The organism is Streptomyces qaidamensis (genome assembly GCF_001611795.1).
In the GTDB taxonomy this organism is placed as follows: Bacteria; Actinomycetota; Actinomycetes; order Streptomycetales; family Streptomycetaceae; genus Streptomyces; species Streptomyces qaidamensis.
Window position 1 is genome coordinate 8,265,078 of the sequence record NZ_CP015098.1, and the last position, 23,316, is coordinate 8,288,393.

General features: G+C 67.1%; 16 protein-coding genes and 2 pseudogenes. 13 read left to right on the forward strand and 5 right to left on the reverse strand.

What is annotated here, in order from left to right:
* Nucleotides 1-7: 7 nt before the first annotated feature.
* The 3 genes from A4E84_RS36250 to A4E84_RS36260 form a co-directional block, all read right to left on the reverse strand.
* Nucleotides 8-1,396: a BNR repeat-containing protein gene (locus tag A4E84_RS36250; RefSeq protein WP_062931759.1), complete on the reverse strand. Its 1,389-nt coding sequence runs from the start codon at nucleotides 1,394-1,396 to the stop codon at nucleotides 8-10.
* Nucleotides 1,397-1,413: 17 nt separating this feature from the next.
* Complete coding sequence (locus tag A4E84_RS36255; RefSeq protein WP_062930607.1) at nucleotides 1,414-2,889, reverse strand: glycoside hydrolase; 1,476 nt, start codon at nucleotides 2,887-2,889, stop codon at nucleotides 1,414-1,416.
* A gap of 116 nt (nucleotides 2,890-3,005) precedes the next feature.
* Nucleotides 3,006-3,593, reverse strand: coding sequence for a TetR/AcrR family transcriptional regulator (locus tag A4E84_RS36260; protein ID WP_063827534.1), 588 nt, complete (start codon nucleotides 3,591-3,593; stop codon nucleotides 3,006-3,008).
* A 130-nt stretch (nucleotides 3,594-3,723) separates the two neighbouring features.
* Here A4E84_RS36260 and A4E84_RS36265 point away from each other — a divergent pair, with 130 nt between their 5' ends.
* From A4E84_RS36265 to A4E84_RS45305, 13 genes and pseudogenes are all read left to right on the forward strand, one after another.
* Entirely contained in the window at nucleotides 3,724-4,452 is a 729-nt protein-coding gene (locus tag A4E84_RS36265; RefSeq protein WP_159029656.1) for a hypothetical protein, read from the forward strand.
* A 448-nt stretch (nucleotides 4,453-4,900) separates the two neighbouring features.
* Nucleotides 4,901-6,250 (forward strand): right-handed parallel beta-helix repeat-containing protein, encoded by a 1,350-nt coding sequence (locus A4E84_RS36270; protein ID WP_213084218.1) that lies wholly within the window; start codon nucleotides 4,901-4,903, stop codon nucleotides 6,248-6,250.
* A 358-nt stretch (nucleotides 6,251-6,608) separates the two neighbouring features.
* A pseudogene (locus A4E84_RS44945) lies at nucleotides 6,609-7,397 on the forward strand (family 43 glycosylhydrolase); the annotation flags it as partial.
* 642 nt (nucleotides 7,398-8,039) lie between these two features.
* A pseudogene (locus A4E84_RS44950) lies at nucleotides 8,040-8,447 on the forward strand (carbohydrate-binding protein); the annotation flags it as partial.
* Nucleotides 8,448-8,507: 60 nt separating this feature from the next.
* The gene (locus A4E84_RS36280) at nucleotides 8,508-9,143 is read left to right on the forward strand and encodes a glycosyl hydrolase 53 family protein (protein WP_062930610.1); all 636 of its coding nucleotides are present in this window, start codon (nucleotides 8,508-8,510) and stop codon (nucleotides 9,141-9,143) included.
* Between the two features lie 33 nt (nucleotides 9,144-9,176).
* Nucleotides 9,177-10,493: an RICIN domain-containing protein gene (locus A4E84_RS36285; protein ID WP_062930611.1), complete on the forward strand. Its 1,317-nt coding sequence runs from the start codon at nucleotides 9,177-9,179 to the stop codon at nucleotides 10,491-10,493.
* A 67-nt stretch (nucleotides 10,494-10,560) separates the two neighbouring features.
* Nucleotides 10,561-12,045, forward strand: a complete 1,485-nt coding sequence (locus A4E84_RS43975; RefSeq protein WP_237305054.1) for a GDSL-type esterase/lipase family protein — start codon at nucleotides 10,561-10,563, stop codon at nucleotides 12,043-12,045.
* Nucleotides 12,042-13,562 carry an RICIN domain-containing protein gene (locus tag A4E84_RS44955; protein ID WP_079129252.1) on the forward strand — a complete coding sequence of 507 codons (1,521 nt, stop codon included), beginning with the start codon at nucleotides 12,042-12,044 and terminating at the stop codon, nucleotides 13,560-13,562. The genes A4E84_RS43975 and A4E84_RS44955 overlap by 4 nt, the downstream gene beginning before the upstream one ends.
* A 96-nt stretch (nucleotides 13,563-13,658) precedes the next feature.
* Nucleotides 13,659-15,146: a family 43 glycosylhydrolase gene (locus A4E84_RS36300; RefSeq protein WP_062930614.1), complete on the forward strand. Its 1,488-nt coding sequence runs from the start codon at nucleotides 13,659-13,661 to the stop codon at nucleotides 15,144-15,146.
* 28 nt (nucleotides 15,147-15,174) lie between these two features.
* Entirely contained in the window at nucleotides 15,175-16,608 is a 1,434-nt protein-coding gene (locus A4E84_RS36305) for a family 43 glycosylhydrolase (RefSeq protein WP_062930615.1), read from the forward strand.
* A gap of 5 nt (nucleotides 16,609-16,613) precedes the next feature.
* A complete protein-coding gene (locus A4E84_RS36310) occupies nucleotides 16,614-18,047 on the forward strand; it encodes a non-reducing end alpha-L-arabinofuranosidase family hydrolase (RefSeq protein WP_079129253.1) in 1,434 nt (477 codons plus the stop codon).
* Nucleotides 18,048-18,054: 7 nt separating this feature from the next.
* Complete coding sequence (locus A4E84_RS44965) at nucleotides 18,055-19,851, forward strand: glycoside hydrolase family 30 beta sandwich domain-containing protein (RefSeq protein WP_418082243.1); 1,797 nt, start codon at nucleotides 18,055-18,057, stop codon at nucleotides 19,849-19,851.
* A 41-nt stretch (nucleotides 19,852-19,892) separates the two neighbouring features.
* Nucleotides 19,893-21,296 carry a family 43 glycosylhydrolase gene (locus A4E84_RS45305; protein WP_062930616.1) on the forward strand — a complete coding sequence of 468 codons (1,404 nt, stop codon included), beginning with the start codon at nucleotides 19,893-19,895 and terminating at the stop codon, nucleotides 21,294-21,296.
* A 184-nt stretch (nucleotides 21,297-21,480) separates the two neighbouring features.
* Here A4E84_RS45305 and A4E84_RS36325 read toward each other — a convergent pair whose 3' ends face one another.
* Together A4E84_RS36325 and A4E84_RS36330 are read right to left on the reverse strand one after the other, a co-directional pair.
* Nucleotides 21,481-22,374 carry a carbohydrate ABC transporter permease gene (locus A4E84_RS36325; RefSeq protein ID WP_062930617.1) on the reverse strand — a complete coding sequence of 298 codons (894 nt, stop codon included), beginning with the start codon at nucleotides 22,372-22,374 and terminating at the stop codon, nucleotides 21,481-21,483.
* Nucleotides 22,371-23,315, reverse strand: coding sequence for a carbohydrate ABC transporter permease (locus tag A4E84_RS36330; RefSeq protein ID WP_062931763.1), 945 nt, complete (start codon nucleotides 23,313-23,315; stop codon nucleotides 22,371-22,373). Before A4E84_RS36330 ends, A4E84_RS36325 begins: the two co-directional genes overlap by 4 nt.
* Between the last annotated feature and the right edge of the window lies 1 nt (nucleotide 23,316).

Genomic DNA, 23,316 nt, shown 5'->3' on the forward strand with positions numbered 1-23,316 from the left:
CTGACGATCAGCCGAGGCGAACGTCGACCACCCGGATCGGCGACGGTGTGGTGCCGGTCGAGCGCTGCTGGTACTGGAACGACAGGACGCCGTCCACCGCCACTCTGGACGTGTCGACGCTGACCTCGCCGAACGCGTTCATCGACGGCCGGTCGAAGACCAGGGTCCAGTCCTTCCAGCCTTCGGCCTTGCTCGCCGAGACGATCCGGCCGCGCGGCATCACCAGGTAGGCGTTGTCGTTGCGGTCGAAGACCAGTTTTGTGCGCTGCGTGCTGCCCGGTGGGACCGGGACCTCGCGTTTGGTCCAGGTGCCGTTCGCGTTGCGCACGACATGGAAGGTGCGGCCGTACTGGGTGCGCTGCTGTGCGTAGTTCGAGACGCACTGGGTGAACCTGCCCGGCACGTAGCTGATCACGACGTGGGGTGTGCCGGCGGAGTCCGCGCCTTGGCCCTCCTGGTTCATCAGGCCGTGGTTCGGGTCCAGGCGTTCGGCGATCAGGCCCGGCGAGTTGACCGAGATCCGGGTGCCGCCGGTGGTCCCGACGACCGTGCCCGAGCCATTGCGCCAGGTCCGGCCCCGGTCGTCGCTGTAGACGTAGCCGGTGTCGTGGTTGCTCAGACCGCCGGGGCTGCACAGCACCCTGGTGTTGCCCTCGCGCCAGGTGAACGCCGCGTGCAGCCGCCCGCGCCGGTCGTAGGTGAGACCGTGCAGGTACATGTTTCGCGTCGTGGAGACGACACCGTTGGGCCCGGTGTAGTTCCCGGTCGCGGACGACCACCCGCCCAGCTTCCGCCAGCTGCCGCCCGTGTACTCGGCCAGCTCGTTCACGCCGTTGCCCGACCCGCCGGTCCGGTAGCTGAACTGCAGCGCGCCCTCGGGCGTCACGACGAACTGCGGGTACGTCATGTTCCCCAGCTCGGCGCCCCCAAGAGTCCGCTGCACCGTGCCGAACACCGACGGCGACCACTGGTGTGAGCCGGGCTGGGTGGCGAGCCCCGCCACCGACTTCGTGTAGTACAGCCGGGTGTTGTGGGTGTCCATCGCGACGTGCAGGGTGCCGTCCTGTGGCGAGATGCCGATCGAGATCACGTTGTGCGAATCGTTGACGCTCAGCCGGTGCGGCAGCACGGCCTTCTCCCAGCCGCCCCCGCTCAGCGCACGCCGCGCGATCACGGCGTTGCGGCTGGAGGTATACCAGGCCGCGTACTGGTACCCGTTGTAGGTGACCAGCGCGTCCTGGAACGCGTTGTTGTTGACCAGCCCGTCGTACGACACGAAGTACAGCGCGGACTGGTCCAGCACGGTATCCGCCAGAAAGGTCACACTCGGCCCCGTCTGTGCGACGGTCGGCTGGGGCTGCAGTTGGGGCTGGAGCACGGAGGCGGCGAGCACCATCGCCGCCACTACGCTCTTCACCGGACCACTCCGTCCACCTGGATCGTCTGTACGGCGCCGGCCGCGAACGGCACGCGTACGAGCTTGCCGCTCACCGTGAGGTCCTGGCGCCGGGTGTACCGGTCACCGGATCCCGAGGTCAGCGTCGACCAGCGGGTGGCCGTGCCGTTCGGCACCGTACCGAACGCCGAGAGATTGAAGGTCAGGGTCTGCGCGGCACCGTTGTTCGCGGCAACGACCACCAGGCGCTGCGCGGCCGGGTCGTGCGCCGCCACCGCGTAATTCACGCCCGTGTTGATGATCCGCATACCGGGCCGGATGTGCCGGGTGAACTGCGCCAGGACGTACAGCTTCGTCTCCACGGCCCCGGCCTGCCCCGAGCTGCCGTCGTAGCGGATCGCGCCCCAGCCGGCCGTCGGGTCCATCACCTGCCAGTAGCACCAGGCCGTCGGCTTCAGCCAGCGGAAGTCCATCAGCAGGCAGCGGGCCGTCATCATGCCGGTGCCGTTGTTGTCACCGTGCTCGGAGTTCCACAGGATTTTGCCCGACGCGCGTACGTCGTTGCCCAGCAGGTCACGGCGGCCGCTGAGGCCCTGGTAGCCGTGCACGTTGACCTGGCGCACCCGGCCCTTGGTGGCCGAGTCGAAGCTGTTCCAGGTGGTGCGGGCGAGGTCGTAGCTCGTCTCGTCGGATGCCGCGACCGCCACCCCGTCCAGGCCCAGCCGGTCCAGCTCGGTGCGCAGGTGGGCGATGACGCTGCGCTGCGTCGTCGCGTCGATGTGGCAGCCCTCCTGCTTGCCGTCGGCCTTCCACCAGTTCGACGACGGCTCGTTGAACGGCTCCACCGTCCGGAAGTTCACGCCCCACTGGTCACGGGCGCGGCGGGCGGTGGCGGCCAGGTGCAGTGCGTGCTGGCGGTGATTCCACGACTGGAGGTTGTTGCCGCCGTCGGCCGCGCCGGACGGGTTGTGGTTGTTGCACATCCACCACATCGGCGAGTTGGCGAACAGCTCGCTCATCGCGCCTCGCTGGGTCGCCTTGACCAGCATCGCGCGCTGCGTGGCGTCGGCGCTCCAGTTCCACGCCGAGGATGCCGGATCCTCGTTGCGCCAGTCCTGCCAGAAACCCTCGATCTGCTTGAACCGCGGGATGTTGGGCGACACGACCATGCGCGCGCCGCCGACGTCGTTCCAGCTGCACGCGCCGAGGTTGTAGCGGACGATGTTCATGCCGAGGCCGGGCAGCGAGGCGCCGTTGTAGCTCACCGTCTTGGTGGAGAAGAACAGGTCGGCGAAGTCATCCCGGTCGCCGAACACATTGGCCCACCATGCCAGGGAGGTGCCCCAGCCTTCCCAGGCGCCCTGGTCGGCGGCGGGACTGATGCCCACGGTAGCGTCGGCCCGCGCCACGCCCGTGCCGAGGGCTCCGGCCACGAGCGTTCCGCCGGCGGCGGTGAGCAGGGTCCGGCGGTTGATTCTTGCCGGTATGTCCATGGCGCTCTCCTCGTGAAGTGGTGAGGACACTTCAATGCATGGCGTAGCCCCGGTCCAGGAGGCGAACTCAAACAATCAAACTCGAACGGAAACGACCGACGAAGGCAAGGCGCGTGCTAAGCGCCTGCGACAAGGTCGACCAGCGTGGTGATCAGGGCTTCCTCGCCGACCCCGGCGGGCTGGTGTCCGAAGAATCGGACCGACAGGTGGTAGCCGGTGAGCGCGAAGGTAATGACCGCCGCGAGGGCCTCCGCGTCGCGCGTCGGGATCGCCCCGGCTGCCATCCAGCCGGCCAGACGCTGCGAACGGATACTGACGTTGCGGGCGACCAAGAGCTCGCCGAGATGGTCGACCGATGCTCCGAGATGGTCGCGCTCGCGTGCGACGAGCTCCGTGAGCGGGTGGAGCCGCCGCAGATTGCCGAGCCGGCGCTCGAACTCGAGCGCGAGCGCGGCCCGCACGTCGCCTCCGGTCTCCTCGGGCTCGGGGCCGGTCTCCCGCTCGGCGTCGGCGCGGTCGACCTCGCGGTCGACGACCGCCTGGAGCACCTCCCCCTTGGACCGGAAGTGCCGATAGAAGCTGCCGCTCCCGGCCGACAGGCCCGCCGACGCCTCGATCTGCGTCACCGTCGTCCCGGCGAATCCCTCCCGTAGGAACAGATCCCACGCCGCGTCAAGGATCCTCGTCCGCGTAGGCACTGGCATAGGTGCGATTGTAAGGATAAGAGGAGGGCTGCCCTCGGGCCGGGGCCTGGGCTCTTCGTGCGGTGCAAGAAGATTCTTGCACCGGCACCGGCACCGGCACCGGCACCGTCGGACTGCCAAGCTGCCGAATATGACTACCCGTCACTTGCGCATACTCGCGGGATCAATCACCCTGGCATGCCTGCTGATTCAGGTGCACGCACAGCCGGTCGGGGCCACGGACAAGAACACGTCCTCGGCCGCCGCCGCAGGCCGGCAGTCGCTGCTGGACTTCGATCCGAACAAGGGCACCCTCGACGGCTCACCGGTCGACCACCTGCCCGACCACATCCGGCTGCTGGACATCCAGCTGCCGAACGACGGCGCACCGCAACGGGCCGACTGGTATCCCGATGGCAAGCGCCTCGCCTTCCTCGACGCTCCGATCGGTGACCTCTGGCAGCACGACCTGGCGACAGGCGCGAGCCGCAACCTGACCAAGATCTTTGCGCTCCATGGGGGAGTGCTACGGGCGCACCACCTGACCAACGGCGACATCGTCATGTGCGCGGTGGCCGAGCGCAGCGCCGACGACCCCGAGGACGACCGCTTCCGCGGCGAACTGTGGGTGCTCCAGCGGCCTTTGGGTACACGCGGCCCGGTCCGTCTCGGCGAGAGTTGCTGGGAGGGCGTCGCGGTGTCCAAGCAACCTGGTTCCACCCGCATCGCATGGAACCAGTCGACCATTGACTTCACCAGCCCGGACGTGATCGTCGACGCCCTGTTCGGCAAGTCGAAGATTCTGACGGGCCGGATCGTCTACCGCAACGGCATGCCAGAGATCGCCGACCGGCGGGTTGCCCCCTGGCTGCGCCACTGAATCGTTTATAGCGGTGGATGCTGAGTGCGTTGGAGTCCGCGGCCTCGCGGTCGCAGTCGCACGGAAGCGGGCAAGGGCTCAGCGCGTCCCCGATCGCCATTGAGGAGCGTGGGTTAAAGCGTTTGCGTGGTCGCTGGAACTTGGGACCGGATCGCCGCGCGATCATCACCTGGGTCGACAACGAAGACGACCGTAGCGCTTGACACGATCACGTCACCGGCAGTAGTAAACGTTTCAACACGTCTTAGACAACGGTGCCAATGCCCGAGCACTCCCATCACTCTCCCGGTCGGCGCCGCACTCCGCGGCGAAGATCGCCCCTCACCACACCGGCGGGCTGGGCCGTGCCGACGAAATCATGACCGACGGTGATCACCTGCCCTGTCCATGCACCGGAGGATCAATGAAACGTTCCATCAGGATCTCGATGGCGGTCAGGCAACCCGCTGTGGGAACCACGAAGTTCGTCACCCGTGCCCTCCTGGTCTCGGCGGTCACGGTCGGCTCCATCACGGTGGTTCCCAGCTCGACGTCCGCCAGTGATGCGGCGGCAGGGAACACCTACTACGTCGCTCCGAACGGGAGTGACGGCGCAGCGGGTACGCAGGCCGCTCCGTGGGCATCGATCGCCCGAGCGCAGGCCGTCGCCAAGGCGGGTGACACAGTCTATTTCCGCGGCGGCACCTACGCCTACGCCCGGGCGAACAGCGCTTGTTCGAGCCAGACCGCCAGAGTCGACGCGATCACCCTGAACAAGAGCGGCAGTTCGGGCAACCCGATTCGGTACTGGGCGCATCCGGGCGAGAAGCCGGTCTTCGACTTCTCGCGGATGACGGACAACTGCCGTATCAAGGGCTTCAACGTCACCGGCAGCTGGATCCACCTCAGGGGGCTGGAAGTCAAGGGTGTTCCGCAGAACAACAACCGGAACGCCGAGTCCTGGGGGATATGGGTTTCCGGCAGCAGCAACATCTTCGAGCAGATCGACACCCACCATCACATGGGCACCGGCCTGTTCGTCAACGGCGGGGGTGGCAACCTCGTCCTCAACTCGGACTCGCATGACAACTACGACCTGCGCAGCAATGACGGGCCCGGAGAGAACGCCGACGGGTTCGGTGCGCATTACACGCCGGCCGGCCGTCAGGCGAACGTGTTCCGGGGGTGCCGCGCGTGGTGGAACGCCGATGACGGGTTCGACCTCATCTCCACCTACTCGCCTGTGATCATCGAGAACTCGTGGGCGTGGCGCAATGGGTACGTGCCGGGGACGACGACGCCCTCCGGCAACGGAGCCGGCTTCAAGTCGGGTGGTTACGGGGGTGACTACGAAGCCAACGCGCCGAAGCACACCGTCCGCTCCTCGGTGGCGTTCCTCAACAAGGCGGCCGGCTTCTATGCCAACCACCACCCGGTGGCCAACGACTTCTTCAACAACACCGGCTACGGCAACCGCCCCAACTTCAACATGCTGGGAGTCGACTCGCGCGGCGCGGCCGTCGGCCGGGGCAATCTGCGCAACAACATCGCCTACACCGGAACGCCGACGTCGAACATGACCGGCACGAACGCCGCGTACAACTCCTTCAACCTCGGCGTGCCCCTGTCGGACTCCCAGTTCCGGAGTGTGTCGACGTCCGGCTGGGACGCGCCCCGCCAGACCGACGGAAGCCTGCCCGTGCTGCCCCACCTCCGTCCCGCGGCGAACAGTGCCCTGATCGACAAGGGAACCGACGTGGGACTGCCCTTCAACGGAAGTGCGCCGGATCTCGGCGCCTTTGAGAATGATGGAAGGTGACATCGTGAGGCACAGATCGCGTGCTGTCTCGAAGTACTGGAAGTGGGCCGCCGCCGCGGTGTTATCCATTGCGTTGGCGGCCCCGCTCTCGGCGGGCACCGCTGCGGCGGAGGCACCGGTAAAGGAAAAACTGACGGCGCAGGCGCCGGAAAGGGAGGTCCAGGACCGGCGTGCCGCTGCCGCACCGGCGAAGGAGCGCGGCCTGAAGCACATCGTGTCCGAGTACCGGACCCGGACTCCGTCGAAGTACACGGCTGACTCCTGGAAGCCCTTCGCCAAGGCGTTGACCGCCGCGGCCGATGTCGCCGGCGACACGTCGGCCACCACGTCGGAGGTCGCCGCCGCGAAGACGGCACTGATGACCGCCGCCGCCGATCTGAAGGCCGCTGACGAGGGCACGTTCCAGACCATCACGAACAACACGTTCTGGAACGACACCAGCGGCAACCCCATCTATTCGCAGGGCGGTGGGGTCTTCAAGTTCGGCGACACCTACTACTGGTACGGCGTGCACTACACCGGCGCCGAGCTCTACCGGGCCAATCCGACGAGGAAGTACGACGGCAACGTCAGCTTCGTCTCGATCCCCGTGTACTCGTCCAAGGACCTGGTGAACTGGAAGTTCGAGAACCGCGTCGCGACGCGTTCCACCGGCGTGGGCAGCGGCGCCAACCTGGGTGGTGCGGGCTGGGTCGGGCGGCTCGGCGTCTCGTACAACGAGAACACCGGCAAGTACGTGCTCGCCGTGCAGATGTGGCACACGGGCAGGGGCGGGCACGGCGTTCTGCTGCTGCAGGGCGACTCACCCACCGACACCTTCGACTACGGCTACTTCCAGACCCAGATCACCAACTCGCCCACGACCGGCACCGGGGATCAGACCGTCTTCACCGACGACAACGGCAAGGACTACCTGATCTTCTCCAACCGCGAAGGACGCTCGCGCGGCTTCGTGGCCAAGTTCCGGGAGTCCGACTCGCTGCGGATCGAGCCAGGCGTGGAGATCCGCCGCGGCGCCGGCCGCGAGGGCAACGCCATGTTCAAGCTCGACGGCAAGTACTACCACGCGGCGTCGGACCTGCACGGCTGGAACACCTCGGTCAACTACGTCAATGAGTCGACCAGCAGCAACGTCCAGGGCTCCTACAGCAGCGAGTACGTCCTTGCCGGCACCGAGATGGACTACAGCCACGTGACCCAGACCGGGTTCTTCGTGACGGTCAACGGCACCAAGCAGAACACGGTGATCTACGCCGGCGACCGCTGGGCCGACTTCGCCTGGAACGGCATCGGGTACAACCAGTGGGTGCCGATCACCAAGACCGGCGCGAGGCCACAGTTCCACTCGGTGAGCCAGTGGCAGTTCAACGCCACCACCGGACAGTGGCGTGTCGGGCCGGCGAACAACTACATCCTCAACCCGGACATCCAGGCCGACCGCATCATCGTCTCCAGTGTGCGGGGATGGCGGAACCTCGGCGGTTCGGTGACCAACGTCAACGGTGGTGTGAACGGCTCTCGCTTCGCTCTCCAGGTGAGCAACAGCGGCGGCGTCGAGCAGCGGATCGCGTCGGTTCCCACAGGCACCTACACCCTGTCCCTGCACGCTCGGGGCAGCGCCGGACAGGTCGTCATCACCGGCGCCGACGGCAGCCAACGCACCCTCGGCATCCCGTCGTCGAGCGGCTGGGCCAAACGCGAGCTCACCGGCATAGCGCTGCCCGGCGGGACCGCCACCGTCACCGTGCGGGCGTCGGGTTCGGGCGGCGTCACCGTCGACCAGCTCTCACTGGTCAAGACCTCTGCCGACGCGCCGTCGGGACAGCGTTACGAGGCGGAGACCGCGCCGGCGGTGTGCCAGGGCACGATCGACTCGAACCAAGCGGGCTATTCCGGTACCGGGTTCTGCAACGGCACGGCCGCCGCGGGGGCCTACGCGCAGTTCACGGTGGCCCCGCAGGCCGCTGGTACGGCGACGGTGGCGGTCCGGTTCGCCAATGGCTCCACGAGCGGCGCGAGGCCGGCGAACCTGGTCGTCAACGGATCCACGGTGGGAACAGTTTCGTTCGAGTCCACCGGCGCGTGGACGACGTGGACGACCAAGACCCTGACCGTCCCGCTGAACACCGGCAGCAACACCATCCGGCTGGATCCGACCACGGCAGCCGGACTACCCAACATCGACTACCTCGATGCCGCTGCCCCGGCTGCCTGACCCGCTGCACGCTCTGCCGGTCTCCTCTCCGACCGGCAGAGCGTGCGGCACCGCCTGCCTCGGACCACGACACCGTCACATGGTCAGGAGAAGTACCCGGAGTGGCATGGCACGCCCGAGGCGCTGGATCACAACCTCAACACCATCGCCACCACCTACCCCGACTACGAAGTCGACGTCGCCGAAACCGCCTACCCCGCCTCGGGCGGCGACGGCTCGCCGGTGCCCAACTCACCGTACCCGCGCACGATTCAGGGACAGGCAGATGCCATCCAGCGGGTCTTCCAGGCCGCCAACGACATGGTCGACAACCGAGGTTCAGGTGTCCTGGTGTGGGAGCCGGCCGGCTACCAGCCGATGTTCCGGGCCGTGCCCGGACTGGCGAACACGTGGGAGCCGCACGCGTCCATCAACGTCTTCAACGCCAGCCGCGCCAAGCACATCCTCCAGGACACCGTCTACACCGCCACCGTGGTGGGTGCCGCCCCGAGGCTGCCCTCCTCCATCCGCATGCTCACCACCGCCGACGACACGATCACCGGCGTCCCCGTCCGCTGGAAGCCGCTGCCGCCCGGCGCTACCGACAAGCCGGGTGAGGTGACGGTCACCTGGATGACCGGCAAGGGACCGGTCACGGCGGTCGTCGACGTCGTCCCCAAAGCGGCAAACAGGTCTTGAGCGCCCCCATTCCCCGTACTCAAGGAGCCATCCATGACCATGCAAAGACGCACATTCCTGCGCATCAGCGCCGTCGGGGCGACGGGCGTGGGTCTGTCACTGCTCGGCACGGGACCGGCACCGGCAGCCGTCAGCCCGCTGGGCACGGCGCCGACCACGCCGTTCGCGGTCGGCGTGCGCCGGTACAACTGGACCCGCGGCAGCCGCCCGTGCACCACCTACGTCTACTACCCGGCCACCGGCACCGCCGGCGGCAACCCGGTGACGGACGCCCCGGTCGCAGGCGGGGTCTTCCCCGTGTACAACATGACCCACGGCTTGGGAAGCAGCCCGCAGAACTCCCTGTTCATCATCCGGGCCCTGGCCTCGGCGGGCTTCGTCGTCCCCGCCCCGCACTTCAACCACAACTTCAACGACGTCAACAACGGCAACACCTCCAAGGACGTCTCGCAGATCCTCACCAACACCCTCGCGCTCAACGCGAGCGGACCGCTGGCCGGGCACATCAACACCGGCATCGGCGTCGGCGTCTCGGGCCACTCCCTGGGCGGCATGGTCACTCACGGTCTGCTGACCTCCTGGCCCGACAGCCGGATCGTCTCCGCCAACCCCCAGTCCTGCGTGGACATGGGCAACCCGTCCTCCTCCGTCAACGCCAAGGTCCTGTTCGTCCACGGCGACCGGGACTCGACCACGCAGTACTCCTCGGCCCGGCAGGCGTACTCGGAGATCACCTGGCCCAAGGCGTTCCTCACCTTCGTCGGCGGCAGCCACACCAGCTTCTGGAGCGACCAGCGCTTCCCCAGGACCGTCGTCGACTGGGCCCGCTGGACCATGTACGGCGACACCGCCGCACGGGACCGCCTCCCGGCCGACGCGTCCGGGTCCAACACCAGGTGGGAAGCCCAGCTGGGCGGCGACACCCCCGGCGGCCCGGCCGTCTACAGCCTGGTGGCCCAGCACAGCGGCAAGGCCGCCGACATCTACGAGGCCTCCACCGCCGCCGGCGCCCGGCTCGTCCAGTACACCGCCAACAGTCGCCCCAACCAGCAGTTCGAGTTCGTCGACGCCGGCGCCGGCCACGTCCGCGTCAAGGCCCGGCACAGTGGCCTGTTCCTCCAGCCCGCGGGCACCACGACCGGCGCGGACATCGTTCAGCAGACCGACTCCGGCGCCACCGGCCAGCAGTGGCGCGTCGTCGACCACGGCGGTGACGTGATCAGTCTCGTCAACCGGGAGTCCGGCCTGGCCATGGACGTCTGGGAGTACTCCACCGCCAACAGCGCTCGCATCACCCAGTACACCTACTCCGGCAACGCCAACCAGCGCTTCGCCCGTCGCCGCGTCTGACGTGTGGTGGGGCGGGGCCGATGATCCGATCCGGCACCGCCCCACCACACGCTTCTGGAGGTCGATCATGCTTTTAGCCAGACGGCGCGGAGCGCTGCTCACTGCCGTACTTGCCGCAATACTGGCCGGCGCCGGCCACATAGTCAGCCCCGCGGTGGCGTCCGCCGCGGCCCCCCGGTACGAGGCGGAAACCGCGCCGGCCACATGCGATGGGCTCATCGAGTCGAACCACGACGGCTACTCCGGCACCGGATTCTGCAACGGCGACAACGAGGTCGGCGCGGCCGCGCAGTTCACGGTGAGCGCGACTGAGGAAGGTACGGCGACGCTGGCGATCCGATACGCCAACGGCTCCACCACGGCACGCCCCGCCGCCGTGATGGTGAACGGCGTCACCGTGCTGTCGACGTCATTCGAGCCCACCGGCGGATGGAACAGCTGGACCACGAAAACCTCGGCCGTGCGGCTGAATCCAGGCAGCAACACGATCCGGCTCAGTCCGACCAGCGCCGGCGGTCTGCCCAACGTGGACTACCTCGACGTCGAGGCCGGCACGTCGCCCGAGCCGCCTGGCCGGCCGCCGCAGTGTTCCGGTGGCGCGCCTATCGTCTGCCACTTCGACGTCGCTCCCGGCAACTACACCGTCACCGCATGGATCGGCGACGGCGCCGCAGCGGGCAACACCTCGATGTCGGTGGAGGCCCGCCGCCGCGTCCTGCCCGCGGTCGACACCGCGGCCGGCACGATCATCCAGCACACCTTCACCATCAACGTCCGGCAGCCGGAGGGCCAGCCGACGGGCCAAGGCGGGACGGGCAGGCCCGGACTGGACATCACCTTCGCCGGAAAGGCGCCGCAGCTGTCCGGCCTGACGGTGCAGGCGGCGACCGACCCCCTGGTGGTGTACCTGGCGGGGGACTCCACGACATGTGACCAGATGCTCGCGCCGTGGACCGGCTGGGGGCAGATCCTGCCCACGCATGTGACGGCGGGCGCGGCCATCGCCAACTACGGGGACTCCGGCGAGAGTTCGGGGAGCTTCCTGCGCAACTCTGCGCTGTTCCCCACCATGAAGCCGCTGATCAGGAGGGGCGACCTGGTACTCATCCAGTTCGGACACAACGACAAGTCCACGTCGGCACCGGCGTTCCGCAGCAACCTCACCACCATGATCAACCAGGTGCGGGAAAGGGGCGGCAGCCCCGTTCTCGTCACGCCACCGGTACGGCGGCACTTCGACGGCAACCGGCTCACTCCCACCGCGCGACATGTCAACGGCGTGGGCGCCGACCTGCCGGCGGAGACGCACAGGGTCGGCTCCCAGCTCAACGTGCCGGTGATCGACCTGACCGCCAAGAGCAAGGAACTGGTGGAGTCGCTGGGTCCGAACGCCTCCGCCAGGCTCTACCTGCGCGAAGAGGAGGACGGATACAAGGACAACACCCACTTCTCCGAGTACGGCGCCGGAAGGATGGCGGACCTGGTCGTCGAGGGGGTCCGCGAACACAACCTGTCCCTGGTCAGCTATCTGCAACCCAGGAGGGTTCCATGAGACAGCCTTTCCACGCACCGGCCGCACCGAGACGTCCGTTACGCCGCCGCACGATATTCGTCCTCGTCGGCGCACTGATCGCCAGCTGCCTCGCGGCGATCGTGGGACCGTCGGCGAATGCGGCCGTGATCGATCCGGGCGCGTACTACCAGCTCGTGGCGCGGCACAGCGGCAAAGCAATCGGCATCGTCGACCAGTCGACCGCCGACGGCGCCGCCGTCCAGCAGCAGACCCGCGCCGACCGGGCCGCCCAGCAGTTCCAGTTCGTCGACTCCGGCAGCGGCTACTACAAGCTCCGGGCCCGGCGCAGCGGCAAGGTGGTGGACGTCTCCTCGGCGTCCACGGCGAACGGCGCGAACGTCATCCAATGGACCGACACCGGCGGCACCAACCAGCAATTCCGCGTCGTGGACACCGACAGCGGATACGTCAAGCTCATCAACCGTAACAGCGGCAAGGCGCTGGACGTCTGGGAGCGCTCCACTGCCGACGGCGCGCGGATCTCCCAATACACCGACACGGGCGCCGCCAACCAGCAGTGGCAACTGGTCCGGGTCGACGCGGCTCCGGTCCCGAAGTACGCCGGCTATCTCTTCACCTACTTCACCGGCGAGAACACCTCCGCCGGCGAGCAGGTCTACTTCGCGCTCAGCCAGGGCAACGATCCGACCCGGTGGCGGCAGCTGAACAGCGGGCGGCCCGTGCTGTCCTCGACCGTAGGCACCCGCGGCGTGCGCGACCCGTTCATCATCCGCTCGCCGCAGGGCGACAAGTTCTACCAGATCGCCACCGACCTGCGGATGTACGGCAACGGCAACTGGGACCAGGTCCAGCGGACGGGCAGCAAGTCCATCGTGGTCTGGGAGTCGACCGACCTGGTGAGCTGGAGCGCGCCACGCCTGGCACGCGTCTCACCGGACACGGCCGGCAACACGTGGGCCCCGGAGGCGTACTACGACGAGGAGCTCGGCCAGTACGTCGTGTTCTGGGCGTCGAAGCTGTACTCGGCCGGCGATCCGAACCACACCGGCAGCAGCTACAACCGAATGATGTACGCCACCACATCCGACTTCCGGACCTTCAGCGCCCCACAGGTCTGGGTCGACAAGGGCTACTCGACGATCGACTCGACGCTGATCAAGCACGACAGCACGTACTACCGCTTCACGAAGGACGAGCGGAGCGCGTCGCAGACTTCATGCGGCAAGTTCATCCTCGCGGAGAAGTCGACGACCATCCTCAACCGCAGCTACTCGTTCGTCGCTGAGTGCCTCGGGAACAACGCGATCAGCCAGGGCGAAGGTCCGTTGGTCTTCAAGTCGAACACCGACGAGCGCTGGTACATGTTCATCGACGAGTACGGAGGGCGGGGCTACGTCCCGTTCACGACCACCGACCTCAACTCCCGGCAGTGGTCACCCGTTTCCAGCTACACCATGCCCGGCCGACCGCGCCATGGCACCGTCCTGCCGGTCACCCAGGCCGAGTACGACCGGCTCCTGCAGCGCTGGGGCTGAGCCGCCTTGCGGTGGAGCCGCTGACTGCTCGATACGCCGAGTGCCCCACCCGTATGACCACTGGACTGAAACGATCACTGCCGAAAGGGTTCCGTCATGTCCGGTACTCGCTCTCGCGTCTTCCTTGCCGCGGTGATGGCGCTGTGGGTGGCGCTGTCCGTCGGCGTCGTGCAGCCGGCCTCCGCCGCACCTGGCCGCCCGTACACCAATCCGATCAAGTCCCAGAAGGGGGCCGATCCCTGGCTGGAGTACTACAACGGCAACTACTACCTGATCACGACGACGTTCACCAACAAGCTGCTGATGCGCAAGTCGCCGACACTGGCCGGACTCGCCACCGCGCCGAGCGTGCAGGTCTGGGAGGACAGCACGGCATCGCGTGGGACGAACTTCTGGGCCCCCGAGATCCACTTCATCGACGGCCGGTGGTACCTGTACTACTCCGCCGGCCAGGTCGGCGCCAACTGCTGCGACAGCCAGCGCACCCATGTGCTGGAGAGCGCCGGTGCGGACCCGATGGGCCCGTACACGTACAAGAACGCGCTCACCGGCTCCAATCTCACCCCGGGCGGCTGGCTCATCGACGCCAGCGTGCTGCGGCTCAACGGCTCGCTCTACCTGCTCGGCAGCGGGTTCGTGGGCGGCAGTGAGCAGAGCCTGGTGATCGCGCCGATGAGCGGCCCGCACACGCTCGCCAGCCGCACGTTCAGCGTCATCTCGCAGCCGACCAACTCCTGGGAGCGGTCCGGCGCGCCGGTCAACGAGGCGCCGGTGGCGCTGCAGCGCGACGGCCAGACCTTCGTCACCTTCTCGGCCAGCTCGTGCCAGACCGCCGACTACAAGCTGGGCATGCTCACCTACGACGGGGGCGACCCGCTGGCCGCCTCGTCTTGGACCAAGGCGGCCAGCCCGATCTTCCAGCGCAACGACGCCAACAGGGTCTACGGGCCGGCCCACAACGGCTTCTTCACCTCCCCGGACGGCACCGAGAACTGGATCGTCTACCACGCGAACTCGGCCTCCAACGGCGGCTGCGGCAACGCGCGGACCACCCGGGCGCAGAAGTTCACCTGGAACGCGAACGGGACGCCGAACCTCGGCACTCCGGTGGCAACCGGCGTAACACTCGCCGGCCCGGCGGGCGAGACCGCGGCCACGCCGTCGGCATACCGAATCGTCAACCGCCACAGCGGCAAATGCCTCGACGTGTCCGGCGCCTCCAGCGCCGACGGTGCGGACGTCATCCAGTACAGCTGCACCGGCAGCACCAACCAGCAGTGGCGCATCGGGGATCTGGCCAACGACACCAGCCGGCTGGTCAACGTCCGCAGCGGCAAGGCGCTCGACGTCGACGCCTGCGGCTCCGCCGACGGCACCAACATCCAGCAGTGGTCGTGGCTGAACAACAACTGCCAGAAATTCCGCATGATCGTCACCGATCAGGATGGCTGGGTGCGGCTGGTCAACGTCAACAGCGGCAAGGTCGCCGACGTGCCCGGCTGCGGCACGGCCGACGGATCCGCCGTACGGCAGTGGAGGTGGCTCAACAACAACTGCCAGCAGTGGCGGCTGCAGCCCGTCTAAGGAGTCAGCCCCGTCTGAGGAGTTAGCGATGCGCAGACGTACTTTCCTCGCCGTCCCCGCACTGGGCGCGGCGGCCACAGCGACCCTGCTGACCGGATCAGCGGCGTGGGCGTCACCGGCGGTGACGTACACCAACTCGCTGATCGCACGGCGGGCCGACCCGCACATCTTCCGGCACATTGACGGCTACTACTACTACACCGCGACGGCGCCGGAGTACGACCGGATCATCCTGCGCCGGGCAGCGACGCTGCAAGGGCTGGCCGACGCGAGCGAGTCGGTGATCTGGCGCAAGCACGCCAGCGGTGACATGGGTGCGCACATCTGGGCGCCGGAGATCCACTCCATCAACGGCAAGTGGTACATCTACTTCGCTGCGGGCCGCAGCAACGACATCTGGCGGATCCGGATGTGGGTGCTGGAGAACAGCAGCCCCGACCCGTTCACCGGTGCCTGGGTCGAGAAGGGGCGCATCGTCACCCACGCGGACACGTTCTCCCTGGACGCGACCACGTTCACCCACAACGGCACCCGCTACCTGTCCTGGGCCCAGCAGGACCCGACGATCGGCAACAACAGCAGCCTCTACCTGGCGCCGATGAGCAACCCGTGGACGATCTCCGGCACTCCGGCACGGCTGAGCGTGCCGACGCTGTCATGGGAGACCATCGGGCACAAGGTCAACGAAGCCCCGTCGGTGCTCATCCGCAACGGCAAGGTGTTCATGACCTACTCGGCCAGCGCCACGGACAGCAACTACTGCCTGGGGATGCTGACCGCGTCGGCGTCCAGCAATCTGATGAGCCCGGCGTCGTGGAGCAAGAGGCAGCAGCCGGTGTTCAGGTCCAACGCCGCGACGAGCCAGTACGGCCCGGGGCACAACTCGTTCACGGTCTCCGAGGACGGGCAGAGCGACGTGCTGGTGTACCACGACCGCAGCTACCGGGACATCAGCGGCGATCCGCTGAACGACCCGAACCGGCGGACCCGAATCCAGAAGCTGTACTGGAACGCCGACGGCACACCGAACTTCGGCATCCCGGTGCCGGACGGGGGCACGCCGCACCGGTTCAGGTCGTACAACTTCCCGGACCGGTACATCCGGCAGGTCTCGTTCCGCGGACGGATCGACGCGAACATGGCGAACCTGGCCGAGTCGCAGTTCCGCATCGTCACCGGGCTGGCCGGAAGCGGCACGGCGTCGCTGGAGTCGACCAGCCATCCCGGCTACTACCTGCGGAACCGGAACTACGAGATCTGGCTGGACAAGAACGACGGCACGACGGGGTTCAAGAACGCTGCGAGCTTCACCCGGCAGGCCGGCCAGGCCGACCCGGCCGCGGTGAGCTTCGAGTCGGTCAGCGCCCCGGGCCGCTATCTGCGCCACTACAGCTACGCGCTCCACGTGCAGCCGTTGAGCACCGCCACCGACCGCGCGGACGCCACCTTCTACCTGGAGTAGCCGGCATGCGACTGAAGTCAGCCCTCGCGGGCGCAAGCCTGCTCATCAGTGCGCTCGTTGTGGTACCTGGCCATGCGGCGTACGCGGCGGCGACGCGGTACGAGGCGGAGAGCGCCGCCGCCAGTTGCGTCGGCACCATCGATGCGAACTGGTCCGGGTTCTCCGGCACCGGCTTCTGCAACGCGAACAACGCAGTCGGTGCACACGTGCAATTCACCGTGAACGCGGCGTCGGCGGGCACGGCCACGCTCGGCATACGCTTCGCCAACGGTGGGACAACTGCGCGCCAGGCACACGTTCTTGTCGACGGCGTGGCCGTCCAAAGTGTGTCGTTCGAGCCCACCGGTTCCTGGTCGACCTGGATGACGAAAACCGTCACGGTTTCGGTGAGCGCCGGCGACCACACCGTCCGGCTCAGCCCGGCTGCCTCCACCGGACTGTCCAACATCGACTATCTGGACTTCGGTCTCGGGGGAGGGCTGCCGGGCAGTTTCCAGTGGAGCTCCAGCGGGATACTCATCTCGCCGAAATCCGATGCGACGCACAACATCCGCGCGCTCAAGGACCCGTCGGTCGTGTACCACAACGGCCGGTATCACGTCTTCGCCACGACCACCAACCAAAGTGGCGCGTACAGCATGGTGTATCTGAACTTCACCAACTGGTCGCAGGCGAATTCCGCCTCACAGCGCTACCTCGACCGAACCGCGATCGGCAGCGGCTACAAAGCAGCGCCCCAGGTCTTCTACTTCGCGCCGCAGCAAAAGTGGTATCTCGTCTTCCAGACCGGATCGAACGCGGCGTACTCGACCACGTCCGACATCAGCAACCCGCGGTCATGGACCGCACCGAAGCCCTTCTACGCCAACGGAATGCCGCAGATCATCAGGGACAACATCGGCAACGGCTACTGGGTCGACTTCTGGGTGATCTGCGACAACGCAAAATGCCACTTGTTCTCCTCCGACGACAACGGCCACCTCTACCGGTCGGAGACCTCACTGTCGAACTTCCCCAACGGCTTCGGCAACACCGTCATCGCCATGCAGGACAGCGCTCGATATCCGTTGTGGGAAGCGGCCAGCGTATACCGTGTGTCGAGCTCGCAGTATCTGCTGATCGTCGAGGCGATCGGCTCCGGCGGCAAGCGCTACTTCCGCTCGTGGACGGCTCCGGCCATCACCGGACCGTGGACGGCGCTGGCCGCGACGGAGGCCGGCCCGTTCGCCGGCGCGGCCAACGTGACCTTCAGCGGCACACCGTGGACGCGCGACATCAGCCATGGCGAGATGATCCGTAACGGCATCGACCAGACACTGCCCATCAGCCCGTGCGGAATGCAGTACCTGTACCAGGGCAAAGACCCGAATGCCAGCGACCCGTACAGCATGCTGCCGTGGCGGCTCGGCCTGCTCACCCAAACGAACTCGACATGCTGAGGTGGTCATGAAACGTCGATTGCTCGCCGTGGTGGTCGCGATGATCACGGCAGTCGCGGGCACCGCCGGAGCCGGGAATTCGATCTGGGCTCCGGGGGCCGCAACGGTGACCGTCAACGGCGCTGTCGGGTACCAGAAGATTGACGGTTTCGGTTTCTCCGAATTCTTCGGGCGCGGGGCCATCATGCACGGCTCGCAGGGACTGTCGGACCAGAAGCAAAAGGAGGTCCTGGACCTGCTGTTGTCGCGTTCCAGCGGTGCGGGGCTGTCGATCCTGCGGCTCGGGATCGCCTCAGGCAGCGGCTCCATCCAGCCGGTGAATCCCGGTGGTCCGAACGCAACACCGCGTTACGTGTGGAACGGCAATGACGACGGTCAGGTCTGGCTTGCGCAACAGGCCAAGGCTTACGGCGTGAACCGGTTCTATGCCGACGCATGGAGTGCGCCGGGGTACATGAAGACCAACGGCACCGACACCAACGGCGGCACGCTGTGCGGGCTGTCGGGCGCCACCTGCGCCAGCGGCGACTGGCGGCGCGCCTACGCGAATTATCTGGTGCAGTTCACCAAGTTCTACGCCCAGGAAGGGATCCCCATCACCGATCTGGGATTCACCAACGAGCCGAACTGGACCACCGGCTATTCGTCGATGCGGCTGACGCCGGCACAAGCGGTGGAGTTCAGCAAAGTCCTCGGGCCGATGGCGGACACCCATGGGCTGAACATGGCCTGCTGCGATGTGGTCGGCTGGGACGGGCAGAAGACCTACACCAATGCAATCGAGGCCGACAGCACAGCACGCGGCCTGGTCGACCTGCACACCGGGCACTCGTACGGCAGCTACCCGAGCACACGCCTGGCCACATCGAAACCGACGTGGATGTCCGAGTGGTCACCGGACGGCACTACATGGAACGAAGCCTGGGACGACGGCAGCGGCTACGACGGATACCGGGTGGCCAACGAGATTCACACGGCGCTGACCGGTGGCAACGTCAACGGCTATGTGTACTGGTACGGCGCATCCACCGGAACCACCCGCGGCTTCATCCAGCTCAACGGTGATGCCTACCGCGTGTCCAAGCGGCTGTGGGCGATGGCAAATTACAGCCGGTTCATCCGTCCGGGCGCAACGCGCATCGCAGCGTCCACCTCGGACAGCAATCTGCGCATTTCCTCCTTCCGCAACACCGACGGCAGCGTGGTCATGGTCGCGCTCAATGCAGCCACGAGCGCCAACCAGGTCACGTTCTCCTTGCAGACCACCGGGATCGGCGGCGGCACGGCAACGCCCTATCTCACGAACAGCGGCAACAGCATGACGGCCCAGCCCGCGACTGCGGTGTCGAATGGTGCCTTCACCGCAACCGTGCCGGCGCGGTCGGCCGTCACCTACGTCGTGCGGGACAGCGACTCCGCCTCGCGGTACGAGGCGGAGTCGGCGCCGGCGGTGTGCAGCGGCACCATCGACGCCGACTGGCCCGGCTATTCGGGCACCGGATTCTGCAACGGTGACAACGCCGCCGGCGCCTATGCACAGTTCACCGTGAACGCGGCCAGCGCGGGCACCGCCACCATCGCGGTCAGGTTCGCCAATGGCACCACGACGGCCCGGCCCGCGGATCTCATCGTCAACGGCACGCGAGTCCAGCAGGTGTCGTTCGAGGGCACGGGCGCATGGTCCAGGTGGATTTCGAAGACGCTGACCGTCAACGTCGGCGAGGGCAGCAACATCATGCGCTTCAACCCCACCGGCGCCGGCGGTCTGCCCAACCTCGACTACGTCGAACACGCCCCGGGCTGAACAGCACACGCACTCCTCCGATCACACCTTCAGGAGTTGTCATGCGAACGGCAGGCAGAACGGCGCTCACCGGCATACTCGGCCTCGGGTTGGCCCTCACCACCGTCTCCCCGGCGGCGGCCGCCCACCATCTGACCGACGGGACCTCGGTCGAGCTGATCGCCCGGCATTCGGGCAAGTGCGCCGACGTCGTCAGCGCCTCGACGGCCGACGGCGCCGAGGTCGGCCAGTACACGTGCAATGACGGGCTGAATCAGCTGTGGCGCATCCGCGACCTCGGTAACGGGTATGTGCAGCTCGCCGCCCGCCACTCCGGCAAGTGCCTGGACGTCTCGGGTGCCTCTGCCGCCGACAACGCGGCGGTCATCCAGTGGTCGTGCTCCTCCAGGACCAACCAGCAGTGGAAGATCGAGAACACCGGCACCGGCCACACCCGGCTGATGGCGCGGCATTCCGGCAAATGCCTCGAGGTCCCGGGCGCCTCGACCGCCAACGGCACCCGCCTCCGGCAGCAGACCTGCGCCACCGGGACCAACCAGCAGTGGGAGCTGAACACGGTGTCGAACCCCGCGATCCCGGGACTGTTCGCCGACCCCAACATCGTGCGGTTCGGCGACACGTACTACCTCTACGCGACCACCGACGGCTTCGCCGGCTGGTCGGGCACCCAGTTCCGGGCCTTCTCCTCCAAGGACCTGGTCAACTGGACCGACCACGGCGTGATCCTGGACGTCGACAGCGACATCGCGTGGGCGGACAACTCGGCCTGGGCCCCGGGCATCGCCGAGAAGAACGGCAAGTACTACTTCTACTTCTCGGCCGGTCGCGCCAGCGGCGACACCCGCAAGCACCTGGGTGTGGCGGTGGCCGACTCACCCACCGGCCCGTTCCGCGACGCCCTCGGCAAGCCGCTCGTGCCGGCCGGCTCCTATGCGGGCCAGATGATCGACCCGGCCGTATTCACCGACGCCGACGGCAGATCGTACCTGTACTGGGGCCAGGGCTCCTCGCACCAGGTGCCGCTGAACAGCGACATGGTCTCGCTCAACTCCTCGCAGGTGCGCACCTACCGGCCAGCGAACTACAACGAGGGCAGCTTCGTCGCCAGGCGCGGCAACACGTACTACTTCATGTGGTCGGAGAACGACACCCGCTCAGAGGACTACCGGGTCGCCTACGCCACCGGCTCCTCACCGACCGGGCCCTGGGGCAACCGCGTCGGGACGATCCTCCAGAAAGACCTGAGCCAAGGCATCAAGGCCACCGGTCACCACTCGGTCGTCCAGGTCCCCGGCACCGACCAGTGGTACATCGCCTACCACCGCTTCGCCATCCCGAACGGCGACGGCACCCACCGCGAAACCATGATCGACCGCCTGTACTTCAATGCCGAAGGCAGCATCCGACCGGTCGTGCCGACCATTGACGGCGTCGACCCGGTATAAGGATCTTCATCAGCGGGGGTACGGCGGCGTGAGGTCGGGTGGGCAGTGTCCAGCAGGCGGGCGTCTTCGGACTCGGTGAAGCCTTTGCGGCGGCCGTGGCATGGGCCGCGGTCGCGTTCACGGCGGATGCGGTGGATCAGACGGTCGCGCCATCCGCGACCGCCAGAACCAGGCGTATCGAGGTTTATCCCTTCAAGCCCGAACTGACGACGCCGCGGATGAAGTAGCGCTGAGCGAACAGGAAGATCACCAGGACGGGCACCACGTAGAGGGTGGCGGCGGCAGCCTGCACCGTGGCGTCGGGGTTGCCATGAGGGTCGACGTACAACGAGGCGATAGCGACCGACAGTGTGGTCTGGTCGGGATCGAGGAACAGGGCCGGGGCGATCCAATCGCCCCAGGTCCAGGTGAACGAGAGCACAAAGGAAGTCAACAGCACGGGCCGGGACAGCGGCAGGAAGATCTGCACGAAGATCCGGCCGTACCCGCACCCGTCGATGATCGCCGCCTCCTCCAGTGAGGCGGGGATGGCGGCGAAGAACTGGCGGAACAAGAACACCAGGAATGGCGAGGCCGCCAGGCCCCACATCACCCATGGCCAGTACGTGTTGACCAGTCCCACCCTGGCGAACAGCACGTACGTCGGGATCAGGGTGAGGATCTGCGGCAGCATCATGGTGGACAGCACCAGCACGAACAGCGGGCGTTTGCCGCGCCCACGCAGGCGGGCGAAGGCAAACCCGACCGCCGCACTGGACAACGTCACAAGAGTCGCGAACACGAACGACAGGAACGCCGAATTCCCCAGGTACGCCAGGAAGTTGATCTCGGTGAGGGCCTGAGTGAAGTTCCCCCACTGTGGATCCTCCGGCAGGATGTTCGCCGGGATCGTCACCCATTCCGCCTTGGTCTTCAACGCGGCAAGCACAAGCCACACGAATGGGCCGGCGAACAGCACGGCGAGCGCCATCAGGATCAGGTAGGTGCGCGCCGCGTTGCCCCGACGGCGTGGGCGCCGACGCCGGGCAGTCGGCGGTGTGCTGACGGCGGGCGGCGTGGCCGCGGTGGTCTGCGTCATCGGTCAGCCTCGCTGTCGACCTCGTAATGCACCCACAGCCGGCTGGACCGCAGCACGATGAGCGTGACGACCAGGATGACCAGGAAGAACACCCACAGCATCGCGGAGGCGTAACCGTAGCGATTGTTGGCGAAGTACTCCTCGTACACCTGCACCATGAACAGGTGGGTGCTCTCCGGCACGTGAGTCACCTGGCCGACCTCGCGCGTCTGCGACAGCAACAGCGGCTGAATGACGATCTGGAAGGTGAAGATGACGCCGGTCACCACCTGGAAGAAGATGACCGGCGAGATCATCGGAACCGTGACGTTCCAAAACACCTGCCAGCGGTTGGCGCCGTCGATGATCGCCGCCTCTTCCAGTTCAGCCGGCACGCCCTGCAGGGCGGCAAGCATGATCACCATCCCGCCGCCGAGTCCCCACAGGATGAGGATGACCAGCGCGTAGAACGCGTTCGGGTCGACCAGCCAGGTGACCGGAGGGATGCTGATCACATCGAGGATCTCGTTGAGGATGCCGACGTCCCGGTTGAAGATCAGCTTCCACATGATGGCCGCGGCAACCATCGGGACGACCGATGGCAGGAAGAAGATCGCCCGGAACAGGCCGACCGCCTTCAGCCGCTGGTTGAGCAGCACTGCCAGACCGAGCCCGCCGGCCACCATGATCGGCACCGCGATCGCAGTGAACGCGAGGGTGCGGACCATGCTGGCGAGGACATCCGCGTCGTCAAAGAGTTCGGTGTAGTTGCGCAAGCCCACCCAGCGCCAACGTGGGCTGCGACCGTCGAAGTTGGTAAAGCTGATCGCCAACGCGTAGCCGAGCGGTAGCGCCGTGAGCAGTGCGAAGCCGAGCAGCCACGGCGAGGCGAACAGGTAGAACGTCCGGCTGGAATACCGCTGCCAGCCTTTCCTGCGTCGCCGGGTCCCTTTCGTTGTCATG

What these genes read in the sequence shown, in the direction of transcription:
- A4E84_RS36300 (WP_062930614.1), top strand. Translation starts at nt 13,659, where the DNA reads ATGTCCGGTACTCGCTCTCGCGTCTTCCTTGCCGCGGTGATGGCGCTG.
- A4E84_RS36305 (WP_062930615.1), top strand. Translation starts at nt 15,175, where the DNA reads ATGCGCAGACGTACTTTCCTCGCCGTCCCCGCACTGGGCGCGGCGGCC.
- A4E84_RS36310 (WP_079129253.1), top strand. Translation starts at nt 16,614, where the DNA reads ATGCGACTGAAGTCAGCCCTCGCGGGCGCAAGCCTGCTCATCAGTGCG.
- A4E84_RS43975 (WP_237305054.1), top strand. Translation starts at nt 10,561, where the DNA reads ATGCTTTTAGCCAGACGGCGCGGAGCGCTGCTCACTGCCGTACTTGCC.
- A4E84_RS36260 (WP_063827534.1), bottom strand. Translation starts at nt 3,593, where the DNA reads ATGCCAGTGCCTACGCGGACGAGGATCCTTGACGCGGCGTGGGATCTG.
- A4E84_RS44955 (WP_079129252.1), top strand. Translation starts at nt 12,042, where the DNA reads ATGAGACAGCCTTTCCACGCACCGGCCGCACCGAGACGTCCGTTACGC.
- A4E84_RS44965 (WP_418082243.1), top strand. Translation starts at nt 18,055, where the DNA reads ATGAAACGTCGATTGCTCGCCGTGGTGGTCGCGATGATCACGGCAGTC.
- A4E84_RS36330 (WP_062931763.1), bottom strand. Translation starts at nt 23,315, where the DNA reads ATGACAACGAAAGGGACCCGGCGACGCAGGAAAGGCTGGCAGCGGTAT.
- A4E84_RS45305 (WP_062930616.1), top strand. Translation starts at nt 19,893, where the DNA reads ATGCGAACGGCAGGCAGAACGGCGCTCACCGGCATACTCGGCCTCGGG.
- A4E84_RS36285 (WP_062930611.1), top strand. Translation starts at nt 9,177, where the DNA reads ATGACCATGCAAAGACGCACATTCCTGCGCATCAGCGCCGTCGGGGCG.
- A4E84_RS36250 (WP_062931759.1), bottom strand. Translation starts at nt 1,396, where the DNA reads ATGGTGCTCGCCGCCTCCGTGCTCCAGCCCCAACTGCAGCCCCAGCCG.
- A4E84_RS36325 (WP_062930617.1), bottom strand. Translation starts at nt 22,374, where the DNA reads ATGACGCAGACCACCGCGGCCACGCCGCCCGCCGTCAGCACACCGCCG.
- A4E84_RS36265 (WP_159029656.1), top strand. Translation starts at nt 3,724, where the DNA reads ATGACTACCCGTCACTTGCGCATACTCGCGGGATCAATCACCCTGGCA.
- A4E84_RS36255 (WP_062930607.1), bottom strand. Translation starts at nt 2,889, where the DNA reads ATGGACATACCGGCAAGAATCAACCGCCGGACCCTGCTCACCGCCGCC.